The 21674-nt window shown below is 68.7% G+C and carries 19 protein-coding genes; 9 read left to right on the plus strand and 10 right to left on the minus strand.

Translation table 11 applies throughout. The features are described from left to right. Positions 1 to 141: 141 nt before the first annotated feature. From ACLARN_RS42675 to tig, 6 genes are all read right to left on the minus strand, one after another. A complete protein-coding gene (locus ACLARN_RS42675) occupies positions 142 to 1062 on the minus strand; it encodes an anti-sigma factor RsbA family regulatory protein (RefSeq protein WP_409497194.1) in 921 nt (306 codons plus the stop codon). A 75-nt stretch (positions 1063 to 1137) separates the two neighbouring features. After that, entirely contained in the window at positions 1138 to 1521 is a 384-nt protein-coding gene (locus tag ACLARN_RS42680) for a hypothetical protein (protein ID WP_409497195.1), read from the minus strand. Positions 1522 to 1620: 99 nt separating this feature from the next. Continuing rightward, positions 1621 to 2916, minus strand: a complete 1296-nt coding sequence (gene clpX, locus ACLARN_RS42685) for an ATP-dependent Clp protease ATP-binding subunit ClpX (RefSeq protein ID WP_257488325.1) — start codon at positions 2914 to 2916, stop codon at positions 1621 to 1623. A 217-nt stretch (positions 2917 to 3133) separates the two neighbouring features. Continuing rightward, positions 3134 to 3805 carry an ATP-dependent Clp protease proteolytic subunit gene (locus tag ACLARN_RS42690; RefSeq protein WP_101605975.1) on the minus strand — a complete coding sequence of 224 codons (672 nt, stop codon included), beginning with the start codon at positions 3803 to 3805 and terminating at the stop codon, positions 3134 to 3136. A 27-nt stretch (positions 3806 to 3832) separates the two neighbouring features. Further along, on the minus strand, positions 3833 to 4435 hold the full coding sequence (locus ACLARN_RS42695) for a ClpP family protease (protein ID WP_076166113.1): 603 nt from the start codon (positions 4433 to 4435) through the stop codon (positions 3833 to 3835). Between the two features lie 190 nt (positions 4436 to 4625). Beyond that, positions 4626 to 5996, minus strand: coding sequence for a trigger factor (tig, locus tag ACLARN_RS42700; protein ID WP_409497196.1), 1371 nt, complete (start codon positions 5994 to 5996; stop codon positions 4626 to 4628). A 465-nt stretch (positions 5997 to 6461) separates the two neighbouring features. Between tig and ACLARN_RS42705 the strand changes: the two genes are divergently transcribed. The 8 genes from ACLARN_RS42705 (at position 6462) to ACLARN_RS42740 (ending at position 17158) form a co-directional block, all read left to right on the plus strand. Beyond that, entirely contained in the window at positions 6462 to 8474 is a 2013-nt protein-coding gene (locus ACLARN_RS42705) for a fatty acid desaturase (protein WP_409497209.1), read from the plus strand. Positions 8475 to 8623: 149 nt separating this feature from the next. Then, positions 8624 to 8794: a hypothetical protein gene (locus ACLARN_RS42710; protein WP_409497197.1), complete on the plus strand. Its 171-nt coding sequence runs from the start codon at positions 8624 to 8626 to the stop codon at positions 8792 to 8794. 69 nt (positions 8795 to 8863) lie between these two features. Beyond that, positions 8864 to 10402 carry a sensor histidine kinase gene (locus ACLARN_RS42715; RefSeq protein ID WP_409497198.1) on the plus strand — a complete coding sequence of 513 codons (1539 nt, stop codon included), beginning with the start codon at positions 8864 to 8866 and terminating at the stop codon, positions 10400 to 10402. A 5-nt stretch (positions 10403 to 10407) separates the two neighbouring features. After that, positions 10408 to 12261 (plus strand): ArnT family glycosyltransferase, encoded by a 1854-nt coding sequence (locus ACLARN_RS42720; RefSeq protein ID WP_409497199.1) that lies wholly within the window; start codon positions 10408 to 10410, stop codon positions 12259 to 12261. A 74-nt stretch (positions 12262 to 12335) separates the two neighbouring features. Continuing rightward, positions 12336 to 13595 carry a glycosyltransferase gene (locus ACLARN_RS42725; protein ID WP_409497200.1) on the plus strand — a complete coding sequence of 420 codons (1260 nt, stop codon included), beginning with the start codon at positions 12336 to 12338 and terminating at the stop codon, positions 13593 to 13595. Between the two features lie 4 nt (positions 13596 to 13599). Further along, a complete protein-coding gene (locus tag ACLARN_RS42730) occupies positions 13600 to 15450 on the plus strand; it encodes a glycosyltransferase family 39 protein (RefSeq protein WP_409497201.1) in 1851 nt (616 codons plus the stop codon). 73 nt (positions 15451 to 15523) lie between these two features. Then, positions 15524 to 16003, plus strand: coding sequence for a hypothetical protein (locus tag ACLARN_RS42735; protein WP_409497202.1), 480 nt, complete (start codon positions 15524 to 15526; stop codon positions 16001 to 16003). Positions 16004 to 16459: 456 nt separating this feature from the next. After that, positions 16460 to 17158 carry a PP2C family protein-serine/threonine phosphatase gene (locus ACLARN_RS42740; RefSeq protein WP_409497203.1) on the plus strand — a complete coding sequence of 233 codons (699 nt, stop codon included), beginning with the start codon at positions 16460 to 16462 and terminating at the stop codon, positions 17156 to 17158. A gap of 9 nt (positions 17159 to 17167) precedes the next feature. Here ACLARN_RS42740 and ACLARN_RS42745 read toward each other — a convergent pair whose 3' ends face one another. The 4 genes from ACLARN_RS42745 to ACLARN_RS42760 all read right to left on the minus strand — a co-directional run bounded on the left by ACLARN_RS42745 (position 17168) and on the right by ACLARN_RS42760 (position 20140). Continuing rightward, positions 17168 to 17632, minus strand: a complete 465-nt coding sequence (locus tag ACLARN_RS42745) for a DUF2127 domain-containing protein (RefSeq protein ID WP_409497204.1) — start codon at positions 17630 to 17632, stop codon at positions 17168 to 17170. Positions 17633 to 17691: 59 nt separating this feature from the next. After that, a complete protein-coding gene (locus tag ACLARN_RS42750; RefSeq protein WP_409497205.1) occupies positions 17692 to 18096 on the minus strand; it encodes a hypothetical protein in 405 nt (134 codons plus the stop codon). 40 nt (positions 18097 to 18136) lie between these two features. After that, complete coding sequence (locus ACLARN_RS42755) at positions 18137 to 19594, minus strand: amidohydrolase (RefSeq protein WP_409497206.1); 1458 nt, start codon at positions 19592 to 19594, stop codon at positions 18137 to 18139. Between the two features lie 93 nt (positions 19595 to 19687). After that, positions 19688 to 20140, minus strand: coding sequence for a MarR family winged helix-turn-helix transcriptional regulator (locus ACLARN_RS42760; protein ID WP_409497207.1), 453 nt, complete (start codon positions 20138 to 20140; stop codon positions 19688 to 19690). A 142-nt stretch (positions 20141 to 20282) separates the two neighbouring features. Between ACLARN_RS42760 and ACLARN_RS42765 the strand changes: the two genes are divergently transcribed. Further along, positions 20283 to 21464, plus strand: a complete 1182-nt coding sequence (locus ACLARN_RS42765; RefSeq protein ID WP_409497208.1) for an MFS transporter — start codon at positions 20283 to 20285, stop codon at positions 21462 to 21464. The last annotated feature ends 210 nt before the right edge of the window (positions 21465 to 21674 follow it).

Genomic DNA, 21674 nt, shown 5'->3' on the forward strand with positions numbered 1-21674 from the left:
CGGCGAGCAGCTTCCGCGGCCCCTGAGGCAACCGCGTCTGACGGATCTCGAACAACACAACCCCTGAACAAGTCAGGTGTTGCAACCACCACTAGAACCCAAGAGGAAGGGGGCCTTCATGTACTTGCGTCCCAAGGCCGGTCAGACGCGGAAGTAGATCCTGGTGACGGTCGAGCCCGGTCTCCGGTACTGACGGACCAGATCGGCGACCTGATTCACCAGCACCAGGCCACGGCCACCGATCTGCCCCGGCGACGCGGGACGGCGGCCCGCGAGTGGATCGCTCAATGTGCCTTCGTCGATGACCTCGCAGAGCACGTGGTCCTCGTCGCGCCAGACGCGGACGACACCGTGGCCCGAACCGTGCAGCACGCTGTTGGCGGACAGTTCCGCCACGGCGAGCACGAGATCCTCCACGCGGTCCGGGACGAGCCCGCTTTCCTCGGCCCGTTCCTGCGCGAACTGGCGCACCGCGGCGAGCCTGGAAAGATCGAACCGGAACGTCTCGGCCGCCTGCGGTTCGGGTAGCGGCAGGTTGTACTTCTCGACGACAGCGTCGGGGGCGTAGCCCTCGCTTCGGCGGTCGCCGTCGGCGCCGGAGAGGGTCGGGTGGGTCCGCTCGGCGTCGGCGAGGACGTCGTCTTCGAGCCGGGTCCGGTCATATGGGCACAGGATGCTGAGATCGCGGTCGCCGAAAGCGAAGTTGATCAGCGCCTCGTGCTGCGCGCACGCCGGGTACTCGATGGCCGACCGCTCCGCCCAGATCGGCTCGCCGATGATCCGGACCGGTCCGGGACGGCTGTCCGCGAACGCGAGGAGCACGCCGGGAAGGATGCGGCCCGGGTTGCGGCCCGCTTCGGACATGTCGATGAGCTCGACCTCGGCGGCCGAATCACCCAGGGCCTCTTCGATGAGCGTCAGGTTCCGGCCAGGCACGGCCACCGCGACGGGCTCGTCGAGTTTCAGTCCCTCCAGGATGTACGGAACCGTACCGTTCACGTACTCGGAGTCACCGGAGTAGAGCAGTCCCACATGGGAGAAGGGCCCTGCGGTGACTGTCACGGACTCGTCTTACCCCGTCGGGGCGATTCTGAAACCCTGCTAACGGAGGAAAATCCGAAAACGGTCCCGGGCCGATCAGCTGAGCCAGCGTCCCGCCATCGAGATCAACCAGAATCCGACGAGCGTCGCACCGGTGAACAACCCGGTCCAGGTGACGAGCGCGTGGTTCGCGTCCGCGCTTCGCGCCGCCTTGATCCGGATGAGCGCGTACGCCGAACCGGCGAAGAACGGCAGCGGGATCAGCGGCAGCGGTGACAACCGGACGACCCCGGCCACCAGGCAGGTCGCCACCAGCACGCCCAGCGCGATCGTCAGCGCGCGCGGGATCCACGGATGACGGCGATAGGCGCCGATGACGATGCGTTCGGTGAGTTCGACGAGTCCCCTGACCTCGCGTGGACTCGCGGCCGCCAGTTCGGGAGCCTCGTTCTCGTCCTTCGTGGGAGTCAGCGGCACCATCACATCCTATCTCGGTCCGGTCACCGGCCGGACTGGACCGGAGAAAGCGACGCCCCGGCCGGAAGATCCGGCCGGGGCGTCGCTTTTCGAATGAGCCGCTCAGGCGGACTTCTCGCCTCGCTCGCTGCTGCGACGGCGTGACGGCTGACGCGCCACGATCGTCGGGTTCACGTTCTCGCGGACGGTCTGCTCGGTGATGACGACCTTCGCGACGTCGTCGCGGCTGGGGATGTCGTACATGACCGGCTGCAGGACCTCTTCCATGATCGCGCGCAGGCCACGGGCGCCGGTGCCGCGGAGCACGGCCTGGTCGGCGATGGCCTCGAGCGCGGTCTTGGTGAACTCCAGCTCGACGTTGTCCATCTCGAAGAGCTTCTTGTACTGCTTCACCAGCGCGTTGCGCGGCGTGGTCAGGATGCTGACCAGCGACTCCTTGTCCAGGTGGGTCACCGTCGCCACGACCGGGAGGCGGCCGATGAACTCCGGGATCAACCCGAACTTGATCAGGTCCTCCGGCATGGTGTCGGAGAAGATGTCGCTCTCGTCGATCTCGGCCTTGGTGCGGATCTCCGCGCCGAAACCGAGGCCGCGCTTGCCGACCCGCTCGTTGATGATCTTCTCCAGCCCGGCGAACGCGCCGGCCACGATGAACAGCACGTTCGTCGTGTCGATCTGGATGAACTCCTGGTGCGGGTGCTTGCGGCCGCCCTGCGGCGGCACCGACGCCGTGGTGCCCTCGAGGATCTTCAGCAGCGCCTGCTGCACACCCTCGCCGGACACGTCACGGGTGATCGACGGGTTCTCCGACTTCCGGGCGATCTTGTCGACCTCGTCGATGTAGATGATGCCCGTCTCGGCCCGTTTGACGTCGTAGTCCGCCGCCTGGATCAGCTTGAGCAGGATGTTCTCGACGTCCTCGCCCACATACCCGGCCTCGGTGAGCGCCGTGGCGTCCGCGATCGCGAACGGGACGTTCAGCATTTTCGCCAGGGTCTGCGCGAGATAGGTCTTGCCGCAGCCCGTCGGGCCCAGCATCAGGATGTTGGACTTCGCCAGTTCGACGGTCTCGTCCTTGGAATCCTTCGGTCCGGCCTTGTCGTCGGACTGCACACGCTTGTAGTGGTTGTACACCGCCACGGCCAGCGAACGCTTCGCGTCGTCCTGGCCGATGATGTACTGCTCGAGGAACTCGTGGATCTCGGCGGGTTTGGGCAGCTCGTCGAGCTTGACCTCACCGGCCTCCGCCAGTTCTTCCTCGATGATCTCGTTGCAGAGATCGATGCACTCATCGCAGATGTAGACCCCGGGGCCGGCAATGAGCTTCTTCACCTGCTTTTGGCTCTTGCCGCAGAAAGAACATTTCAGCAGGTCGCCGCCGTCACCGATCCGTGCCATGGCCGTTGACCTCGTCCCCTCCGGCGCGATGTCGCGCCTGACTGTCTTACCGCCCCGGTCACGGATGACCGCTCGGAGCCTCACACACTGCCACTGACGGTACCCGCCCGATGCCGCCGACGGGAGAACCAACGTCACATCTGAGCACGCCAGAAGCTGACCATAGACCAGGGATCCGGTGCGTGTCGTCTCCCGACACGCACCGGTCCGGCCACGATCAGCTGCTCGAAGCCTTGCGGTACTCGAGGACCTCGTCGACGATCCCGTACGCCTTGGCCTCGTCGGCCGTCAGGATCTTGTCGCGCTCGATGTCCTTCTTGACGTCATCGGCGTCCTTGTTCGTGTGCTTCGCCAGGATGACCTCCATCTGGCGCCGCACCCGCTGGATCTCGTTGGCCTGGATCTCCAGGTCCGACACCTGGCCGTAGGTGCCCTCGGTGGCGGGCTGGTGGATCAGCACGCGCGAGTTCGGCAGCGTGAACCGCTTGCCGGGGGTACCGGCCGCCAGCAGCACCGCGGCGGCCGAAGCGGCCTGGCCGATGCACATGGTGACGATGTCGGGGCGGACGTACTGCATCGTGTCGTAGATCGCCATCAGCGCGGTGAACGAGCCACCGGGCGAGTTGATCAGGATCATGATGTCGCGGTCCGGGTCCTCGTGCTCGAGGTGCAGCAGCTGGACCATCACGTCGTTCGCGGACGCGTCGTCGATCTGCACGCCGAGCATGATCTGACGCTCTTCGTAGAGCTTGTTGTACGGGTTCGACTCCTTGATGCCGTAGCTCGTGCGCTCGACATAGGAGGGCAGGACGTACCGCGACTGCGGCAGCTGGAGCCGCGACTGCATCCCCGGCGCCTGCGACCCGATCGGAAGCTGGAAGTTGCTCATTGAAATTCTCCTGTGTGCCGGCGCGGATCAGCTGTTGGGAAGCGGGTTCTCGCGCGTGAGGACCTGGTCCACGAAGCCGTAGTCCTTCGCCTCCTGCGCGGTGAACCAGCGGTCACGGTCGCCGTCCTTGACGATCTGCTCGACGGTCTGGCCGGTCTGCTCGGCCGTGATCTTGGCCAGCTCCTGCTTCCACTTGCCGAACACCTCGGCCTGGATCGCGATGTCGGAGGCCGTGCCGCCGACACCCGCCGAAGGCTGGTGCATGAGGATGCGCGCGTGCTGCAGCGCGTACCGCTTGCCGGGCGTGCCGGAGGACAGCAGGAACTGCCCCATCGACGCGGCCAGGCCCATCGCGTAGGTCGCGACGTCCGGGCGGATCAGCTGCATGGTGTCGTAGATCGCGAAACCAGCGGTGACCGAGCCACCGGGCGAGTTGATGTAGAAGCGGATGTCCGACTCGGAGTCGTCTGCGTCGAGCAGCAACAACTGGGCGGTGATCCGGTTCGCGACCTCGTCGTTGACCTCGGAGCCGAGGACGACGATGCGCTCCTGGAGCAACCGCTCGAAGACCGAGTCGGTGAGGTTGAGCCCTGCGGTACCGGTCCGCGCCTCGGGCGTGTGCTGCGTCACGTCTGCCTGCCTTTTCCGCCGACGACGGCCTGCCGTACCTCGGCCGCCGCTCTATGTCCAGATGCTGTGCTGTGTCCAGATGCTGAAGATCTTGCAACCGACCCTAACGAACTTGGGCGGTGCAGAATGCCTGACACCGCCCAAGTTCGCTTACAGCTTTACGGTCCGCTTCGAACGGGCCGTGTATTCCCTACTCGGCCGCAGTCTTCGCGGTCTCCTCGGTGACCTGCGTCTCCTCGGGTGCGGGGCCGAAAAGCTCCTCGAGGTCGACGGCGGTACCGGAGGCGTCGGTCACGGTGGTCTTGCGGACCACGGTGGCCAGCGCCTTGCCGCGGCGGACGTCGGCGTAGATCGCGGTCAGCTGACCGGACTGCTGGGCCCGCTGGACGTACTCGTCCGGGCTGACGCCGAAGCGCTGCGCCTGGTAGATGATCCGCTCGGTGAGCTCGCCGTCGTTGACCGACGTCTGCTCGGCGTCGGCGATGCTGTCCAGCAGCAGCTGGGTGCGAACCGCCTTCTCCGACTCCTCGCGGACCTCGGTGTCGAACTCTTCGACGGTCTTGCCCTCGGCCTCGAGCGCCTTGGCGAACTGCGCCTCGTCGTGGTCGAACGGGTGGATCGCGTCGTGCTTGCGGTTCTCGATCTCGGCTTCGAGGACCTTCTCCGGGATCGCGACCTCGGTGCGCTCGAGCAGTTCCTCGAGGACCTTGTCACGGGCCTGGACGCCCTGCTGCATCTTCTTGACGCGGCCGAGGCGCTCGCGAAGGTCGCCCTTCAGCTCGTCGATCGTGTCGAACTCGCTCGCCATCTGGGCGAACTCGTCGTCCGCCTCGGGCAGCTCGCGCTGCTTGATGGTCTGCACGGTGACGGTGACGTCGGCGTCCTTGCCCGCGTGGTCGCCGGCGACCAGCTTCGTGGTGAAGGTCTTGGTCTCGCCCGCGTTCGCGCCGATGATCGCCTCGTCGATTCCATCGACGAGCTGGCCGGAGCCGATCTCGTAGGACAGGCCGGTGGTCGAGGCCTCCTCGACCTCCTCGCCGTCGACGGTGGCCGCGAGGTCGATCGAAACGAAGTCGCCGTTCTCGGCCGCGCGCTCGACACCGGTCAGGGTGCCGAAGCGGGCGCGCAGCTCGTCGAGCTGCTCGTCGATCTCGGCGTCGGTCAGTTCGACGTCGTCGACGCTGACCGCGAAGCCCTCGAGGTCGGGCAGCGAGATCTCCGGGCGGATGTCGACTTCGGCGGTGAACTCCAGGACCTCACGGTCCTCGAGCTTGGTCACCTCGAACTCGGGCTGGCCCAGCGTGCGGACCTCGCCCGCGCGCACGGCCTCCATGTACTTGGCCGGAATGACCTCGTTGACGACCTCGTCGAGCACCGGGGCTCGCCCGATCCGGCTTTCCAGCACGCGAGCCGGCGCCTTGCCCGGACGGAAGCCGGGGATGCGCACCTGCTGGGCGATCTTGCGGTAGGCGCGGTCGAAGTTCGGCTTGAGCTCGTCGAACGGCACCTCGACATTGATCTTGACTCGCGTCGGGCTGAGCTGCTCGACGGTGCTCTTCAACGTATTCTCCTCGAGCGGTAAACGATGTGATTGAGCATCCGCATGCGGTCGACAGCGGATGTGCCCTGGCCAGCTTGCAGACCGGGCCGTCCGAGTCTAGGCCGTGTCCTTCATCGGTCCGGGCCCGGGGGCGCCACCGCCTCGTCGTGCCCGGGCTCCCCGGCCGATCACAGGTATCGGGAGCCGTCCGGCGAACAGCAGGTGGACCACCCGATCGGACCAGTTTTCGGTTCTTCTCTGTCACGAAGCCGCCCAGTTCTGGACACGGATGCGTGCCACGCTTCACCATCGGGCGCCGTGACGAGGCCTTTCAGCAGGTCGTTGAAGTTTACAAACCAGTACTAATTGTCTACGGTGTGACAGCTTGTCCCGGTAGCCATCGACGGAGGGGACCGATCGATGACCGTCGCCGCCACCCGGTCCGAGGACACGGGGGAATTAGCCGGAAGACCGGCGAGACGTGGTCTGCCCAACCCGAGGATCCCGCTTCCGGTGGTCTCGGTGCCGACGGTCCTGCTGTTCCTCGGCGGGACCATGGTCTGGGTCGGCGCCACCTGGCTGGTCGTCAACGACGCCGGGCCGCTGTGGGTGACCATCCCGCTGCACGCGCTGGTCACCTTCACGATGTTCACCGTGCTGCACGAGTCGACGCATCACGCGGCCGGGCAGCTCACCTGGGTCAACGAACTGCTCGGCAGGCTCGCGATGCCGTTCGTGGCGGTCTACGGCTCCTTTCCTTTGGTGCGCTACATCCATCTGGAGCACCACCGCAACACCAACGAGGACGCCTACACCGATCCCGACGCCTGGACCGCGCACGGCCCTTGGTGGCAGTTGCCGCTGCGGTGGCTGACCATCGACTTCTGGTACGCCCGTTTCTATGTGGCGCGGCAGCGCACGCGGCCGCCGTCGGAACGGATCGAGACCGCGGCCGTCGTCACGCTGAGCCTCGCCGCGTTCGCCTGGCTGATCGCTTCCGGCCACGGCTGGGAACTGCTGGTGGTCTACCTGATCCCGCAACGCCTCGGTCTGGCGGTACTGGCTTGGTGGTTCGACTGGCTCCCGCATCACGACCTCGGCGCGCAGCGGCAGAACCGGTTCGGCGCGACCCGCGTCCGCGTCGGGCTCGAATGGCTGATGACGCCGATCATGCTGTGCCAGAACTACCACCTGGTGCACCATCTCCACCCGGCGATCCCGTTCTACCGGTACTTGCGCGCTTGGAAGGACAACCGCGACGCCTACCTCGCCAGGGACGTCCCGATCGCGACCGCGTGGGGCCGCGAACTGACGTCGTCGGAGTACCGCGAATGGCGTCAGCTCACCGGCTCGTTCGACGAGGAGCCGCCCGCTCCCCTGCCCCGGCAGCCGAGCCTGTTCCACTCGCTGCGCGTCGCCGAGGTCCGGCCGCTGTGCGAGGGCGCCGTCACCGTGACGTTCGACGTGCCGGAGCGGCTGCGGGAGACCTTCCGGTTCACTCCCGGCCAGCACCTCGTGATCCGCGCCGAAGTCGACGGTGAAGAGGTGCGGCGGGCCTACTCGATCTGCTCGACGCCGGACTCCGGGGAACTGCGGATCGCGATCAAACACCAGATCGGCGGCGCGTTCTCGACATTCGCCACCACCGAACTGGCGGCGGGCGACGTCCTGGAGGTACTGCCTCCCGACGGCGCGTTCACGCTGGCCCCGGCGCGAGGCCGCAGCGGCCGGTACGTCGCGCTCGCCGCGGGCAGCGGGATCACGCCGATCCTGTCGATCCTGACCACGACGCTGCTGAACGAGCCGAACAGCAAGGCGACCTTGCTGTACATCAACACCTCCGGTGCCAGCACGATGTTCGCCACCGAACTCGGCGCCCTCGCCGCGAAACTGGGCGGACGGCTGCACGTCGTGCACTACCGCACCGACGAACGCGACCCGGACCTGCGCACGCAACGGATCGAGAAGCCGTTCGACACCGTCGGCGAAGCGCTGGCGATCTCGCACGAGCGCTACCAGCGCGGCCGCCTCGACGGCACCCGCCTCCGCGCGCTGCTCCAGGCGCGGCTGCACCCGGCGAAGGTGGACGACTGGTTCCTGTGCGGCCCGCGCGAACTGGTCGACATGGCCCGCCGGACGCTGGCGGACAAGGACGTCCCCGAGGAGAACGTCCACTTCGAACTGTTCCAAGGCGCGCTTCCCGTCCGCCCCTCGCGGCGGCCGGGCCCGGTGCTGACGGTGACCGCCGGCGGCAAGACCGCCGAAATCCCCGCGACAGTGGGCGAAACCGTGCTCAGCGCCGCACTGCGGCACGGCGTCGACGCGCCGTACGCGTGTGTCGGCGGGGCTTGCGGGACCTGTCGGGCGACGGTGGTGCGCGGCAGCACGCGGATGGACGTGCACTACGCGCTCGGGGACGAGGAGGTCGCGGCCGGGCAGATCCTGACGTGCCGGGCGGTGGCGACCTCGCCCGAACTTTCGGTGGACTACGACCGCTGAGGGCGGGTCCGGGAACGCTATGAACGGCCCGTTACTTGCAAAATTTGCAAGTAACGGGCCGTTCATAGCATCCGCGGGGGCCGTGACCTGAGGTACGTGAGCCCGGCCGGGACCGTGAGATGAAGGACGCTTTCATAGCGAAATTTGCTATGAAAGCGTCCTTCATCTCAGCCAGGCAGGGGCTGCGGGGCGACGTCGGCGTGAAGGTCTCCCAGACCGAAGTGGACGGTGTGTTCTCGTTCATGATCGGGCTCTCCCGTGGTTCGTCGTTGACCCCACCGTCCGCACCGCGGCGGTGCCCGGCCTGTGCCGCGCGTTGACCCACGCGCACAGCGGGCTCACAGCCAGGACACAACGCGCGCATACGACCGCGGCGCACGCTCGACGGCATGGCATCCGGATCGGTCCCGACCACCGGCCCGCGCCGGTGGTACCGGCCCGGGCGGCTTTCCCTGCGCACCAAGCTGACCGGCTCGATGGTGCTGTTGCTCACCTTCGTCTGCCTGGTGATCGGCGTCGCCAGCGAGATCGCACTGCGGTCGTTCCTCACCGACCAGATCGACGGTCAGCTCTCGGCCGCGTCGGACCGCGCGCACGATTTCGCGAACCGGCCGCCGGACGACTCGCCCGGCCCCGGTCCCGATCCGCTCAACGCGCCGGGACAGGCGTCGGGGACGCTGAGCGTGCGCTTCTCCGGGAAACGAGTGCTTTACGCGGGAGTCCTCACGGTCCAAGGTCTTCCCCAGGAGCTGTCGTCCGAACAGGAGTCCGGCCTGTTCGCCATCCCGGCGGATCGGCCACCGATGACGATGACGCTCGGCGGACTCGGCGACTACCGGGTGCAGGCCGTCTCGATCCCCGGCGGGGTCGTCGTCACGGGTCTCCCCCTCGAGCCGATGCAGGACACGCTGACGACGGTCGGGTGGATCCTGTTCGGGGTCGCGGCGGCGGGCGTCGCGGGCGCGGGGTTCCTCGGCGCGATCGCGGTCCGGCGCACTCTGCGGCCCCTCGACCGGGTCGCGGCGACCGCGGGCCGGGTGTCGGCGATGCGGCTCGACCGCGGCCAGGTCGCGCTTTCCGTGCGGGTGCCCGAGGCCGACACCGATCCGCGCACCGAGGTCGGCCAGGTCGGTTCGGCGCTGAACCTCATGCTCGGCCATATCGCGCAGGCGCTGGAAGCCCGGCACGCCAGTGAAACCCGCGTCCGCCGGTTCGTCGCGGACGCCAGCCACGAACTCCGCACCCCGCTCGCGGCGATCCGCGGGTACGCCGAACTCGCCGGCCGCGGCAGCGCGCTGGTGCCGCCGGACGTCGCGCGTTCGATGTCCCGCATCCAGTCCGAGGCCACCCGGATGACGACGCTGGTCGAGGATCTCCTGCTACTGGCCAGGCTCGACGCCGGACGACCGCTCGAAGCGGGTGTCGCCGACCTCACCCGGCTGACCGCGGACACCGTCGGCGACGCGCACGTCGCGGGCCCGGACCACCACTGGGAACTGCGGCTGCCGGACGGGCCGCTGACCGTCCCCGGCGACGTCCAGCGTCTGCATCAGGTCCTGGCCAACCTGCTGTCCAACGCGCGCACGCATACCCCGCCGGGCACCACGGTGATCACCGCGCTGAGCCGCTCCCACACCGGGGCCGCGGTGCTGACCGTGACCGACAACGGTCCCGGCATCGCGCCGGAACTCCTGCCGAGCGTCTTCGAACGCTTCGCCCGCGGCGACTCTTCGCGTTCCCGCACCGCGGGCAGCACCGGGCTCGGGATGGCCATCGCGTCGGCGATCGTGGTGGCCCACCACGGCACCATCGAGGTGCACAGCCGTCCCGGGCGCACCGAATTCGCCGTATCCCTGCCGGTGATCGATTCCTCACAGCGGGTGCACAGCTTCGGCACAACCACCCCCCAGGTCGGCACTCGACCCTGAACCCCATGACCCTCCTCGCCTCTCGCGACGCCGCCGAAGACACCGAAGACGCCGCGACGGCGAAGCAGCCGTCAGACCCACGCTGGGTCCGGCCTTCCGTCGGCGCGCTCCTGCTCGCGACCGCCGTCCTTTACCTCTGGAACCTCGGCGAATCCGGCTGGGCCAACGCTTTCTACTCGGCGGCAGCGCAGGCTGGATCGCTGAGCTGGAAGGCCTTGTTCTTCGGATCGAGCGACGCCGCGAACGCGATCACCGTCGACAAGACACCGGCCGCGTTGTGGGTGATGAGCCTTTCCGCGCGTCTGTTCGGCGTCAACGCCTGGAGCATTCTCGTTCCGCAGGCGCTGATGGGCGTCGGTTCGGTGGCTCTGCTGTACGCCGCGGTGCGCCGGACGTCCGGCCCGGCCGCGGGGCTGCTGGCGGGCGCCGTCCTCGCGCTCACCCCCGCCGCCGCGCTGATGTTCCGGTTCAACAATCCCGACTCCCTGCTCGTCCTGCTCCTGGTCGCGGGCGCGTACTGCGTCGTCCGCGCGCTGGAGAAGGCGAGTCCGCGCTGGCTGGCACTGGCCGGGATCGCCGTCGGGTTCGGCTTCCTCGCCAAGATGCTGCAAGCGTTCCTGGTGCTGCCCGCGTTCGGGCTCGCCTACCTGATCGCCGCGCCGACCTCGCTGGGCAAACGCCTGCTGCACCTCCTTGGAGCCTTAATCTGCACCTTCCTGTCCACCGGCTGGTACCTCGCCGTCGTCGCGTTGTGGCCCGCCGCCGACCGGCCCTACATCGGCGGCTCGCAGGAGAACAGCCTGTGGGAACTCGCCTTCGGCTACAACGGTTTCGGCCGTATCACCGGCGACGAGGTCGGCAGTGTCGGCGGAAGTCCCAACGGTGGCTGGGGCGGCACGGGCTGGGACCGGTTGTTCGGCAGCGAAATGGCGGGCGGGATCGCCTGGCTGATCCCGGCCGCCGTCGTCGCGCTGGCCGCCGGGCTGTGGTTCACCCGCCGTGCCCCGCGCACCGACAGCGGCCGCGCGGCGCTGATCGTCTGGGGCGGCTGGTTCCTGGTGACCGCCGTGGTGTTCAGCTACATGGGCGGCATCATCCACGCCTACTACATGATCGCGCTGGCCCCGGCGACCGCCGCACTCGTCGGGATCGCGGGCACACAGTTGTGGCGTGCCAGGGGGAATCCGGCCGCCGCGGGCATCTTGAGCGCGGGGATCGGCCTGACCGCCCTGACCGCGTATCTCCTGCTGTCACGGCAATCCGACTGGCTTCCCGGCCTGGCGATCGCGATCCTCGTGGCCGGTCTCCTGTGCGCTTTCCTCGTCTTCGTCGCGGCGCGCTTGCCTGATGTGGCAAGGCGTCTGGTCGCCGTTGGCGCGCTGGCCGCCGTTCTCGCGGGCACCGGCGCGTACACCGTCGCGACGGCCGCCACCCCGCATTCCGGCGCGCTTCCGTCCGCCGGACCGGAAACGGGCCGTGGCATGAGAATGGGCGGCCCCGGCGGCCTGCTTGGGACGAGCCTGCCCGGTGAGAACCTCGCCGCCCTCTTGCGGCAGGACAGCGCGAACTACACCTGGACCGCCGCGACGGTGGGCTCCAACAACGCGGCGGGCTACCAGCTCGGCGGCGGGGCGCCGGTGATGGCAGTCGGCGGGTTCAACGGCACGGATCCGGCTCCCACCTTGGAACAATTCCAGGAGTATGTCCGAAGTGGACAGATTCATTACTTCCTCGACGAGGGGATGATGATGCGCGGCGAGACCGGCAGTGACGCCGCCGAACGCATCGCCGCCTGGGTCGCGGTAACCTACGCACCGACCACTGTGGACGGTATCACCGTCTACGACCTGAGCCGGTGAAACCCGTGACGGAACACAGCGACGGCACAGGCGGGACACAAGCCGGCCTCAGCGCGATGGCCGAGATTGACGGTATGACAGCCGCGATCATCCCCGGCGCCGACACCGGCCGCCGCCCCGCCATCGCCCCGACCGGCTCCCCCGTTCTCGACGTCGTCATCCCGGTCTACAACGAGGAAACCGACCTCGAACCGTGCATCCGGCGACTGCACGCGCATCTGGTGGAGCAGTTCCCGTACCCGTTCCGGATCACCGTCGCGGACAACGCCAGCACAGACGGCACCCTGCGCGTCGCCGAACGATTGAGCCGCGAGTTCGACGACGTCGAAGTCCGTCATCTCGACGAAAAGGGCCGCGGCCGCGCGCTTCGCGCCGTTTGGTCCACTTCGGACGCTCCGGTGCTCGCCTACATGGACGTCGACCTCTCGACCGATCTGGCCGCACTCGGCCCCCTCGTCGCGCCGCTGCTGTCCGGGCATTCCGACCTCGCCATCGGCAGCAGGCTCGCCCGTGGCGCGCGAGTGGTGCGCGGACCGAAACGGGAACTCATTTCCCGCTGCTACAACCTGATCCTGCGCGGCACACTGGCGGCGCGGTTCAGCGACGCGCAATGCGGTTTCAAGGCGATCCGCGCCGACGTCGCCGAACGGCTGCTCCCCCACGTCCAGGACACCGGCTGGTTCTTCGACACCGAACTGCTCGTGCTGGCGCAGAAGGCGGGGCTGCGGATCCACGAAGTCCCGGTCGACTGGATCGACGACCCGGACTCGTCGGTGAACCTTGTCGCAACCGCGACCGCCGATCTCAAGGGCATCGCGCGGCTGACCAAGGCGACGTTGACCGGCGAGATCCCGATCAGCGGCCTGCGCGAGCAACTCGGCCGCGCACCGATCCAGGTGCGGGCGCCTGGAGTGGCACCGAGCCTCGTGCGGCAACTGGTTCGGTTCGCCGCTGTCGGTGTCGCCAGCACCATCGCATACCTCCTGCTTTTCCTGCTGCTGCGGACATTCACCGGCGCGCAGGCGGCGAACCTGGTCGCGCTGCTGGTGACGGCGATCGGCAACACCGCGCTCAACCGGCGCCTGACCTTCGGCATCCGCGGCCGGAAAGGCTCCGGACTGCACCAGTTCCAGGGCCTCATCGTGTTCGGCATCGGGCTCGGGCTCACCAGCGGCACGCTGGCTTTGCTGCACACCATGACGGCGCCGGGGCTGCCGCTCGAGATCACCGCGCTCGTGCTCGCGAACCTCGCGGCCACCGTAGTGCGATTCCTGTTGCTGCGCGGCTGGGTGTTCCGCTCCCGCCGTCAGCCCGCCACCGAGATGGAGAGCTGAACCCATGACCACCGCACTCGCTTCCCGGGTGGAATCCGGCCCAGCAGAGGAAAACGTCGCGAAGCCGCCAGGCCGCTGGGTCCGGCCCGCCGTCCTTTCGCTGCTCGCCGCCACCGCGCTGCTGTACTTCTGGAACCTGACCGCGTCCGGCTACGGCAACTCGTTCTACGCCGCAGCGGTGCAGTCTGGCACGCAGGACTGGAAGGCGTGGCTGTTCGGCTCCCTCGACTCCGGGAACGTGCTGACCGTCGACAAACCGCCTGCCGCGCTCTGGGTCACGACGGCGTTCGCGCGGCTCTTCGGCTTCTCGAGTTTCACCGTGCTGGCTCCGCAGGCGCTGATGGGCGTCGCTTCCGTCGGTTTGCTGTACCTGACGGTGAAGCGGACCTCCGGACCGGTCGCCGGCCTGCTCGCCGGGGCGGCGCTCGCCGTCACCCCGGTCGCCGCGCTGATGTTCAAGTTCAACAACCCCGACGCGCTGCTGACACTGCTGCTGATCGCGGGCGGATACTGCACGATCCGCGCGATCGAGAAGGCGAGCCCGCGCTGGCTGGCGTTCGCCGGGGTCGCCGTCGGATCCGGCTTCCTGACCAAGATGATGCAGGCGTTCCTGGTGCTGCCCGCGTTCGGGCTCGCCTACCTGATCGCCGCGCCGACCTCGCTGGGCAAACGTTTGCTCCACCTCCTTGGAGCTCTGATCGCGACCACCGTTTCCGCTGGTTGGTTCATCGCGCTGGTCGACCTGTGGCCGACGGATTCACGCCCGTACATCGGTGGTTCGTCCAACAACAGCCTGCTCGAACTGGCACTCGGCTACAACGGGCTCGGCCGGATCTTCGGCAGGGGCGGCGGCACGATGGTCGGCGGGACGGGCGGGAGGATGGGCGGCGGGAACGTCGGCTTCGGCGGCGAGAGCGGCCTGACCCGGATGTTCGGAGCCAGCTTCGGCGGCGAGGTGTCGTGGCTGCTGCCCGCCGCGTTGATCGGCCTGGTCGCGGGTCTGTGGTTCACCCGGCGGGCCGCCGGGACCGACAAGACCAGGGCCGCGCTGATTCTCTGGGGCGGCTGGATGCTCGTCACCTCGCTGGTGTTCAGCTACATGGGCGGCATCGTGCACCCGTACTACGCCGTCGCGCTGGCGCCGTCCATCGCCGCCGTGGTCGCGATCTCCGGGACGTCGCTGTGGCGCGGCCGGGCGCATCTCGCGCCGCGGGTGTTCCTGTCGCTGATGATCGCGGCGAGCGCGGTCTGGGCGTACATCCTGCTCGACCGCAACGCCGACTGGCTGCCCGCGCTGCGCTGGATCGTCGCCGGGCTCGGCCTGGTGACCGCGACCGTCGTGCTGGTGGGCGTCCCGCCGATGCGCAAACTCGTCGCCGTGCTCGCGACGGCGACCGTACTGACCGTCGGCCTCGGAACCACCGCCTTCGCCGTGGAAACCGCCGCACAGGCGCATTCCGGGTCGATCCCGCTCTCCGGGCCCGTCACCGGCGGTGAGCGCGGCATGGGCGGCGGTCCGGGCATGGAAGAGGGCTCGTCGGCGGAAATGGGGCCCCTCCTCGCCGCGACCACGACGAAATGGGCGGCGGCGACGGCGAGTTCGCAGTCGGCGGCGAACCTGGAACTCGCGAGCGGCAAGTCGGTGATCGGCATCGGCGGCTGGAGCGGCCAGGACCCGGCGCCGACGCTGGCGGAGTTCCAGCGGTACGTGGCCAACGGCGAGATCACCTACTACGTCGAGGGCGGCCGCGGCGGCGGTCCCGGTGGCGGGTCGGACGAGATCGGCGACTGGGTCGCGGCGAACTTCGCGGCCACGACGGTCGGCGAGCAGACGGTGTACAACCTGCTCGGCTGATTCACTCCTGGGGAGGATGGAACCCCGGCCGCGGAGGGAGTTCTCCGCGGCCGGGGTTCGAGATGCTCGCCGCATGAACAAGATGAAGAAAGCCCTCGCCGGTGTTTCGGTGGCCGTGGTCGCCCTGGTCGGAACCGGAGCGGCGGCCGTCGCCGAATCCGCGCGGACGGTCTCGATGACGGGCCGGGCCGAACTCGACACCCAGAACCCGCTGACGACGTTCGAATTCACCGTCCACGCGAAGGGGAACGGCCGTACCGGTGAAGGCGTGCTCTGGATGGCGCATCACGTCCACGGCGGACTCAGCTGGCTGGTCGCGCGGGTCGACTGCGTCCGGGTCGAAGGCGCGGTGGGGACCTTGACCGGGGTGGTGACCGACGCGGAGGCATTCACCGGCGCTGTCGCGGGGGATCCGGTGAGTCTCACCGTGCGGGACAACGGGACGAAGGATCTCGTCGCCTTCGGATCGCGGGAGCAGGTGACGCGGCGCTGCGCCCCGGCCGCCGGGCAGGCGATGGAGATCACGCGAGGGGACTTCCAGCTGCGGCGATGATCCCCCGTGAAGGCCCCCTTCCCTACTTTGACGGTCAGGGTCCCGGCAAAGTTGCAGAGCTGGCTGGCCAGCGCTGCTCTTGGTAATCCGGGCTTGACATCGCTAGTGCCCGCAAGGGCCGAGTGGGGAGGATTCCGGACGTTCAACGTCCGGAATCCTCCCCACTCGGGCACGTGCCGGGTTCTGAGGGCATGCCCCAGATCCCCTGTTGATCAAGCTCCATGAAGGAATCAGGACACTCAACGCCCAATTCCTTCATCGCCAGCCTCACACAGGTAACGACCAGCCACCTGACCTGCAAGACCTCGACTTTGCCGGGACCCTGACTCTCAAGGTAGGGAAGGAGGCCTTCACGCGACACCGACAGCCCTCTGACACCGAACCCTCAGGCGGAACACAGGGAACAGGCGGATTCTGGAAGTGGGGAAAGAATCACCCAGGGGTGAGGAGAAGATCATGAGGGAGCTTCCACACTGGCACACGGCGAGCGCGCAGGGGCCGCGCAAGCACAACGCGGACGCCGTCGGGGCGTACGCGGCCGCGGGCGGGACGGGGATCGTGTTCGCGCTGGCCGATGGAGTCGGAGATCACCCGAACGCGGCACACGCGGCGCGGACAGCGGCCTCGGCGGCGGCGAGGACACCGGTCGAGAAGGGCGCGGTCGAGGCTGTTCTGGCTGCTCAGCGCGCTGTGCTGGAGCTCGGCGGGACCGGTGACTGCGTCCTCGTCGTGGCGGTCCGGACCGGCGAGGGGTATGGCATCGCATGGCTCGGGGATGCCCGGGCGTACGCTTGGGACGGTTACACCGTGCGGCAGGTGACGAAGGACCATACGCTCGCGCAGTACTTCCGCGACCACGATCAACCCGTGACACCGCGGATGGAACACGTCGTCACCACCAGCGTCCGCACGGCCGGTGCTCACGAGATCGGCACGGCCACCATCACGACCGGTGGCCTTCTGCTCACCAGCGACGGTGTGCACAAGACGCTCAGCGGGCCGACCATGCTCGACATCCTCGGGATGCCGGACAGGGCGGCCACGGAGCTGGTGCGGACGGCGATCTCGCTCGGTGGCTCCGACAACGCCACCGCGATCGTGGTGGATCCGCCCCGTGCGGATCTCACCACGGAGAAGTTTCGCGTCGCGGCCTGAACCGGGCGGTCAGGCCGCGACGCGATCCCGTTTCAGCTGCCGGTACTCGCGCAGCACCAGCACGACGATGACGACGTCGAGGGCGGCGAAGAACGGCAGCGCGAGCGAGTGCGTGTGGATCGCGCGGAAGATCTCGTAGACCACGAACGCCGAAAGCACCACCGCGGCCACGGGGTAGGCGCGCAGCACCTTGCGCGCCAGCGCCCAGACCAGTCCGAGTTTGACGAGCCCGTGCGCGACGAGATACACGACGGCGAACGTCCGGCCTTCGACGAAGTGCCCGGCGGCGAGTTCGAGGTGCCGGGCCAGTGTCCCCTCCGGGTCGCCGAGCAGGTCGCGGGTGACCACGGCGTGCGCGAACCCGGTGATGACCGACGCCGGAGCGATCATCAGGACGAGCCCGCCCACCAGCTGCAAGGCGCCGTCGAGTCCCTTCAAGGCGATGGCGATCCGGAACAGCTTCTCGGTGCCCATGGGCGCTCCCTCCGCGATCACCTCACCCTGCCGCACCCGCCCGCAGCCCGCAGCCACCGTCACCGGAACAGGCGGTCTTGGCAGGTCCGGCACCGTTCGTGCCGCGCGGTCCGGTCGGAGGGGTCCCTGCCGTAGAAGGGAAAGCACGGCGCGCCGCAGACGCCGAGGTAGATGCGCCCGCACCGCAACGGCCGCGCGCCGACGTTGTGCGCCACGACCAGCGCCTGGTGGCGCACGCCTGCCTCGGGCAGCCATCCGTCGTCGGGCAGTTTCGCGAGCACGTCGGCGTCGACGTCGTCCGAGCGCCGGAGCAATGCCGCGCCGAGGTCGGTGAGCCGTTCCCCGAGGTCGCGGAGGAGGTCCGCGCGCGGCGTGTCCTCCTCGACCATCCGGGTGACGAAGGTGATGTCGCTGCCGAGGGAGCCGTGAAGGTCTCGGAGCCGTTCCAGCAGGCGGTGATCCATGCCCTTCCATTAGGGCGTTGCGACCCGGCAAAGGAAGGGCTCAGGACACGTAAGTGACCTTGCCGTCGAGCACGGTGGCGGTGATGGGGATGTCGCGCAGTCCGGCCGGGGACAGCCTCGCCGGATCGACCGCGGTGACGACCAGATCCGCGACGTCCCCGACGGCCACCGAGGACCGGCCGCCGGACGCCGCCGCGAGCGCGGCCGCCAGCGGCATCGACTGCTCGGGGTGCCACGGCGGACGGTCGTCGTCGGTGCGGCTGATCGCCGATGCGATCGCGTCCCACGGATCCAGCGGCGCGACCGGGGCGTCCGAGCCGAACTCCAGGGTCACCCCGGCGCGATACAGGGCGCCGTACGGGAAAGCCCGATCGGTCCAGTCGTGCCAGTGCCGGTCGGCGACGTCGCGGTCGTCCGGCTGATGGGCGGGCTGCACACTCGCCACGACACCCAGTTCGGCGAACCGCGCGACGTCCTCGGCACGCAGCAATTGCGCGTGCTCGATGCGGCCCGCGCAGCCGACGTTGGCGAAGGCGTCGAGCGCGATCTTGTTGGCGTGGTCGCCGATCGCGTGCACCGCCGGTGTGAGTCCGTGCTCGGAAGCCTTGCGCATCAACGGTTCCAGCTCCTCGGGCGGGAGTTCCAGCAGCCCATGGGAGTCGGTTCCGGTGTAGTGGCCCACGCAGTACGCGGTGCGCGTGTTCAGTGAACCGTCGACGAACAGCTTGAACGGGCCGATGCTGAGCAGGCCACCGGTGCCGTCGAGGACGTCGCCGGTGCGGTGGCCGCGTTCGACGGCGGTGTCGAGCAGGTACTTCGCGATCACGCAGGAAACCCTGACAGGCAAAGGTTTCCGCGCCAGCCGTCGTCGCCAGTCGGTGACGGTGTCGGTGTACTCGTAGTCGACGATCTTGGTGACGCCGCGGCCGGCCGCCGCGTCGAGCGCGTCCGCGACCCAGCCGTCGATGACGTCGTCGGGGGCGACCGGGAGTTCGGCGGTCGCGCTCATGCAGTCGTTTTCCAGAAGTACACCGGTCGGGTGTTCGCGGCCGATGAGTTTGAGCGCGGCGGGACTGAGCCACAGCGTGTGGAGGTCGGCGCTGAACAAGGCGACGGGGTGCCCCGGCAACGCCTTCTGCAACAGATCCTTGTGCGGCGCGTCGGGCCAGAGGCCGTCGCGGAACCCCGCGCCGAGCACGAGAGCGCCGGGTGGCACGGGGTTCGCCAGCAGGTGCGCGAGCACGAGATCGACCGTATGCGCGGCGGACCTCGCCTCCCCCAGCGGGATCCGGCGCCGCGCCGCCGACCACTGCGCGGTGTGCGCGTGTGCGTCGACGAGTCCTGGCAGCAGCGTGCCGCCGTGCCCGTCCAGGATCTCCGACGCTTCACCCGCTTGCCCCGGACCCGCGATGGCCGCGATCCGGCCGTTCTCGATCCGCACGTCCGACAGGGAGCCCGCCAAGCCGACCCGGACCCGGCGCAACAGAAGATCGTCCACGCCCTCACCCTGCCAGCCCACCTCGCGATTCGGCACCTACTTGCGGTGGTTCGCGATGCGAACTACCGCAAGTAGGTGCCGAATCGCGGGAGGTCAGGAGCGGGCGAAGGTGAGTTTTCCGAGCGCGGCGACCAAGGGCGCGAGTTCGGGGAGTTCCCCGGCGGCGGCCAGCGCCTCGGTGAGGACGGTGTCGTGCGTCGGCCGCGCCGCCGCGAGCAGTTCCTGCCCCGACGGCGTGACCTCCGTGTAGATCCCCCGCCGGTCGTCCGGGCACAGGTACCGCTGCAACAGTCCCCTGTCCTCCAGCCTCGAGACCAGCCGCGTCGTCGCCGACTGGCTGAGCACGACGGCGTTCGACAGCTGGTTCATCCGCAGGTGGAAGCCGTCCTGCCGGGCGAGCACGTCCAGCACGGTGTACTCGCTGACGGACAGTTCGTGCTGCTGCGCCAACGCGCGCTCGAGCGCGTCCTCGATCCGCGCGTGCAGTGCGGCCAGGGTCCGCCAGCCCTGCGCGCGTGCCTCCACGGCGTCGTCGGCCAGTGACACGGTTCACCTCTTCCCCGGTTGCCCGAGCTTTGTTGCGTCGTGCATCATCAAGCGTGTGCAATATACGGCGCGTGCAACTATTTCAGACGCTTGTAGTTGCCAACGCCAGCTACCGACACTCTACGGGAAGAAGTGACCTCTCATGCCTGCCGCTCTGCTCGCGCTGGCGATCAGCGCCTTCGGTATCGGCACCACCGAGTTCGTGATCATGGGCCTGTTGCCCGAGGTCGCGGGCGACTTCGGCGTCTCGATCCCGTCCGCGGGGCTGCTGATCTCCGGTTACGCGCTCGGCGTCGTCGTCGGTGCCCCGGTGCTGACCGCGCTCGCGTCCCGGGTGCCACGCAAGACGGTCCTGGTCGGCCTGATGGTCCTGTTCATCGCGGGCAACGTGGTTTCCGCGGTGGCCCCCACCTACGGCCTGCTGATGACCGGCCGCGTGGTCGCCGCGCTCTCGCACGGCGCGTTCTTCGGCGTCGGCGCGGTGGTCGCCGCCTCGCTGGTCGCGCCCGCGAAACAGGCCAGCGCCATCGCGATGATGTTCACCGGGCTGACCGTCGCCAACGTCCTCGGCGTCCCCGCCGGGACCGCGCTCGGGCAGGCGCTCGGCTGGCGCTCGACGTTCTGGGCGGTCAGCGTCCTCGGCGTGATCGGCCTGATCGGGATCCTCGCGCTGGTGCCGGTCCAGACAACGACGCAGAGCGCTGGCCTGCGCAGCGAACTCGCCGTCTTCAAACGTCCGCAGGTGTGGCTCGCGCTGGCGATGACCGCGCTCGGGTTCGCCGGGGTGTTCGCGTCCTTCACCTACATCGCGCCGATGATGACCGAGGTCGCCGGTTTCTCACCGGGAGCGGTGACCTGGCTGCTGGTGCTGTTCGGCGGTGGCCTGTTCGTCGGCAACCTGCTCGGCGGCAAGGCGGCCGACAGGGCGCTGATGCCCAGCCTGTACGTCATCCTCGCCGCACTCGCGGCCGTGCTGGTCGTGTTCGTCTTCACCGCGCACGCCCAGCTTCCCGCCGCGATCACCATCGCCGTCTTCGGCGCCGCCGGTTTCGCGACCGTCGCGCCGTTGCAGGCCCGCGTCATGGACAAGGCCGAAGGCGCGCCCGCGCTGGCGTCGGCCGCCAACATCGCCGCGTTCAACCTCGGCAACGCCGCGGGCGCGTGGCTCGGCGGCCAGGCCATCGACGCAGGTCTCGGCTACACCGCGCCCAACTGGATCGGCGCCGCGCTCGCACTCGCCGGACTGCTGGTCGCGGTCATCTCAGGCATGCTCGACCACGGGCGGCGGAAGGCCCGTCGCGCCGAACCGGCCCCCGTCGCCTGACCGCGGCCTGCGAAGCACGCCGCAAGTAGGTGACTAATTGCGGGTGCCCGCCGCGCCGCTCAGCTCTCAGGTGTCAGCTGTCAATGTCCCCAATGGGGGCTTTTCATCCTGTTGGGGCTGGTCAGTGTGGTTGACAGCGGCGATTGTGGTTGTGGTGTAACAGGGTGGGGAGCTGTCAGTGTGGTGGCTGGAACGTGAGGGAGCCCTCGA

This window comes from Amycolatopsis sp. cmx-11-12, from assembly GCF_046269425.1.
Classification (GTDB): Bacteria; Actinomycetota; Actinomycetes; order Mycobacteriales; family Pseudonocardiaceae; genus Amycolatopsis.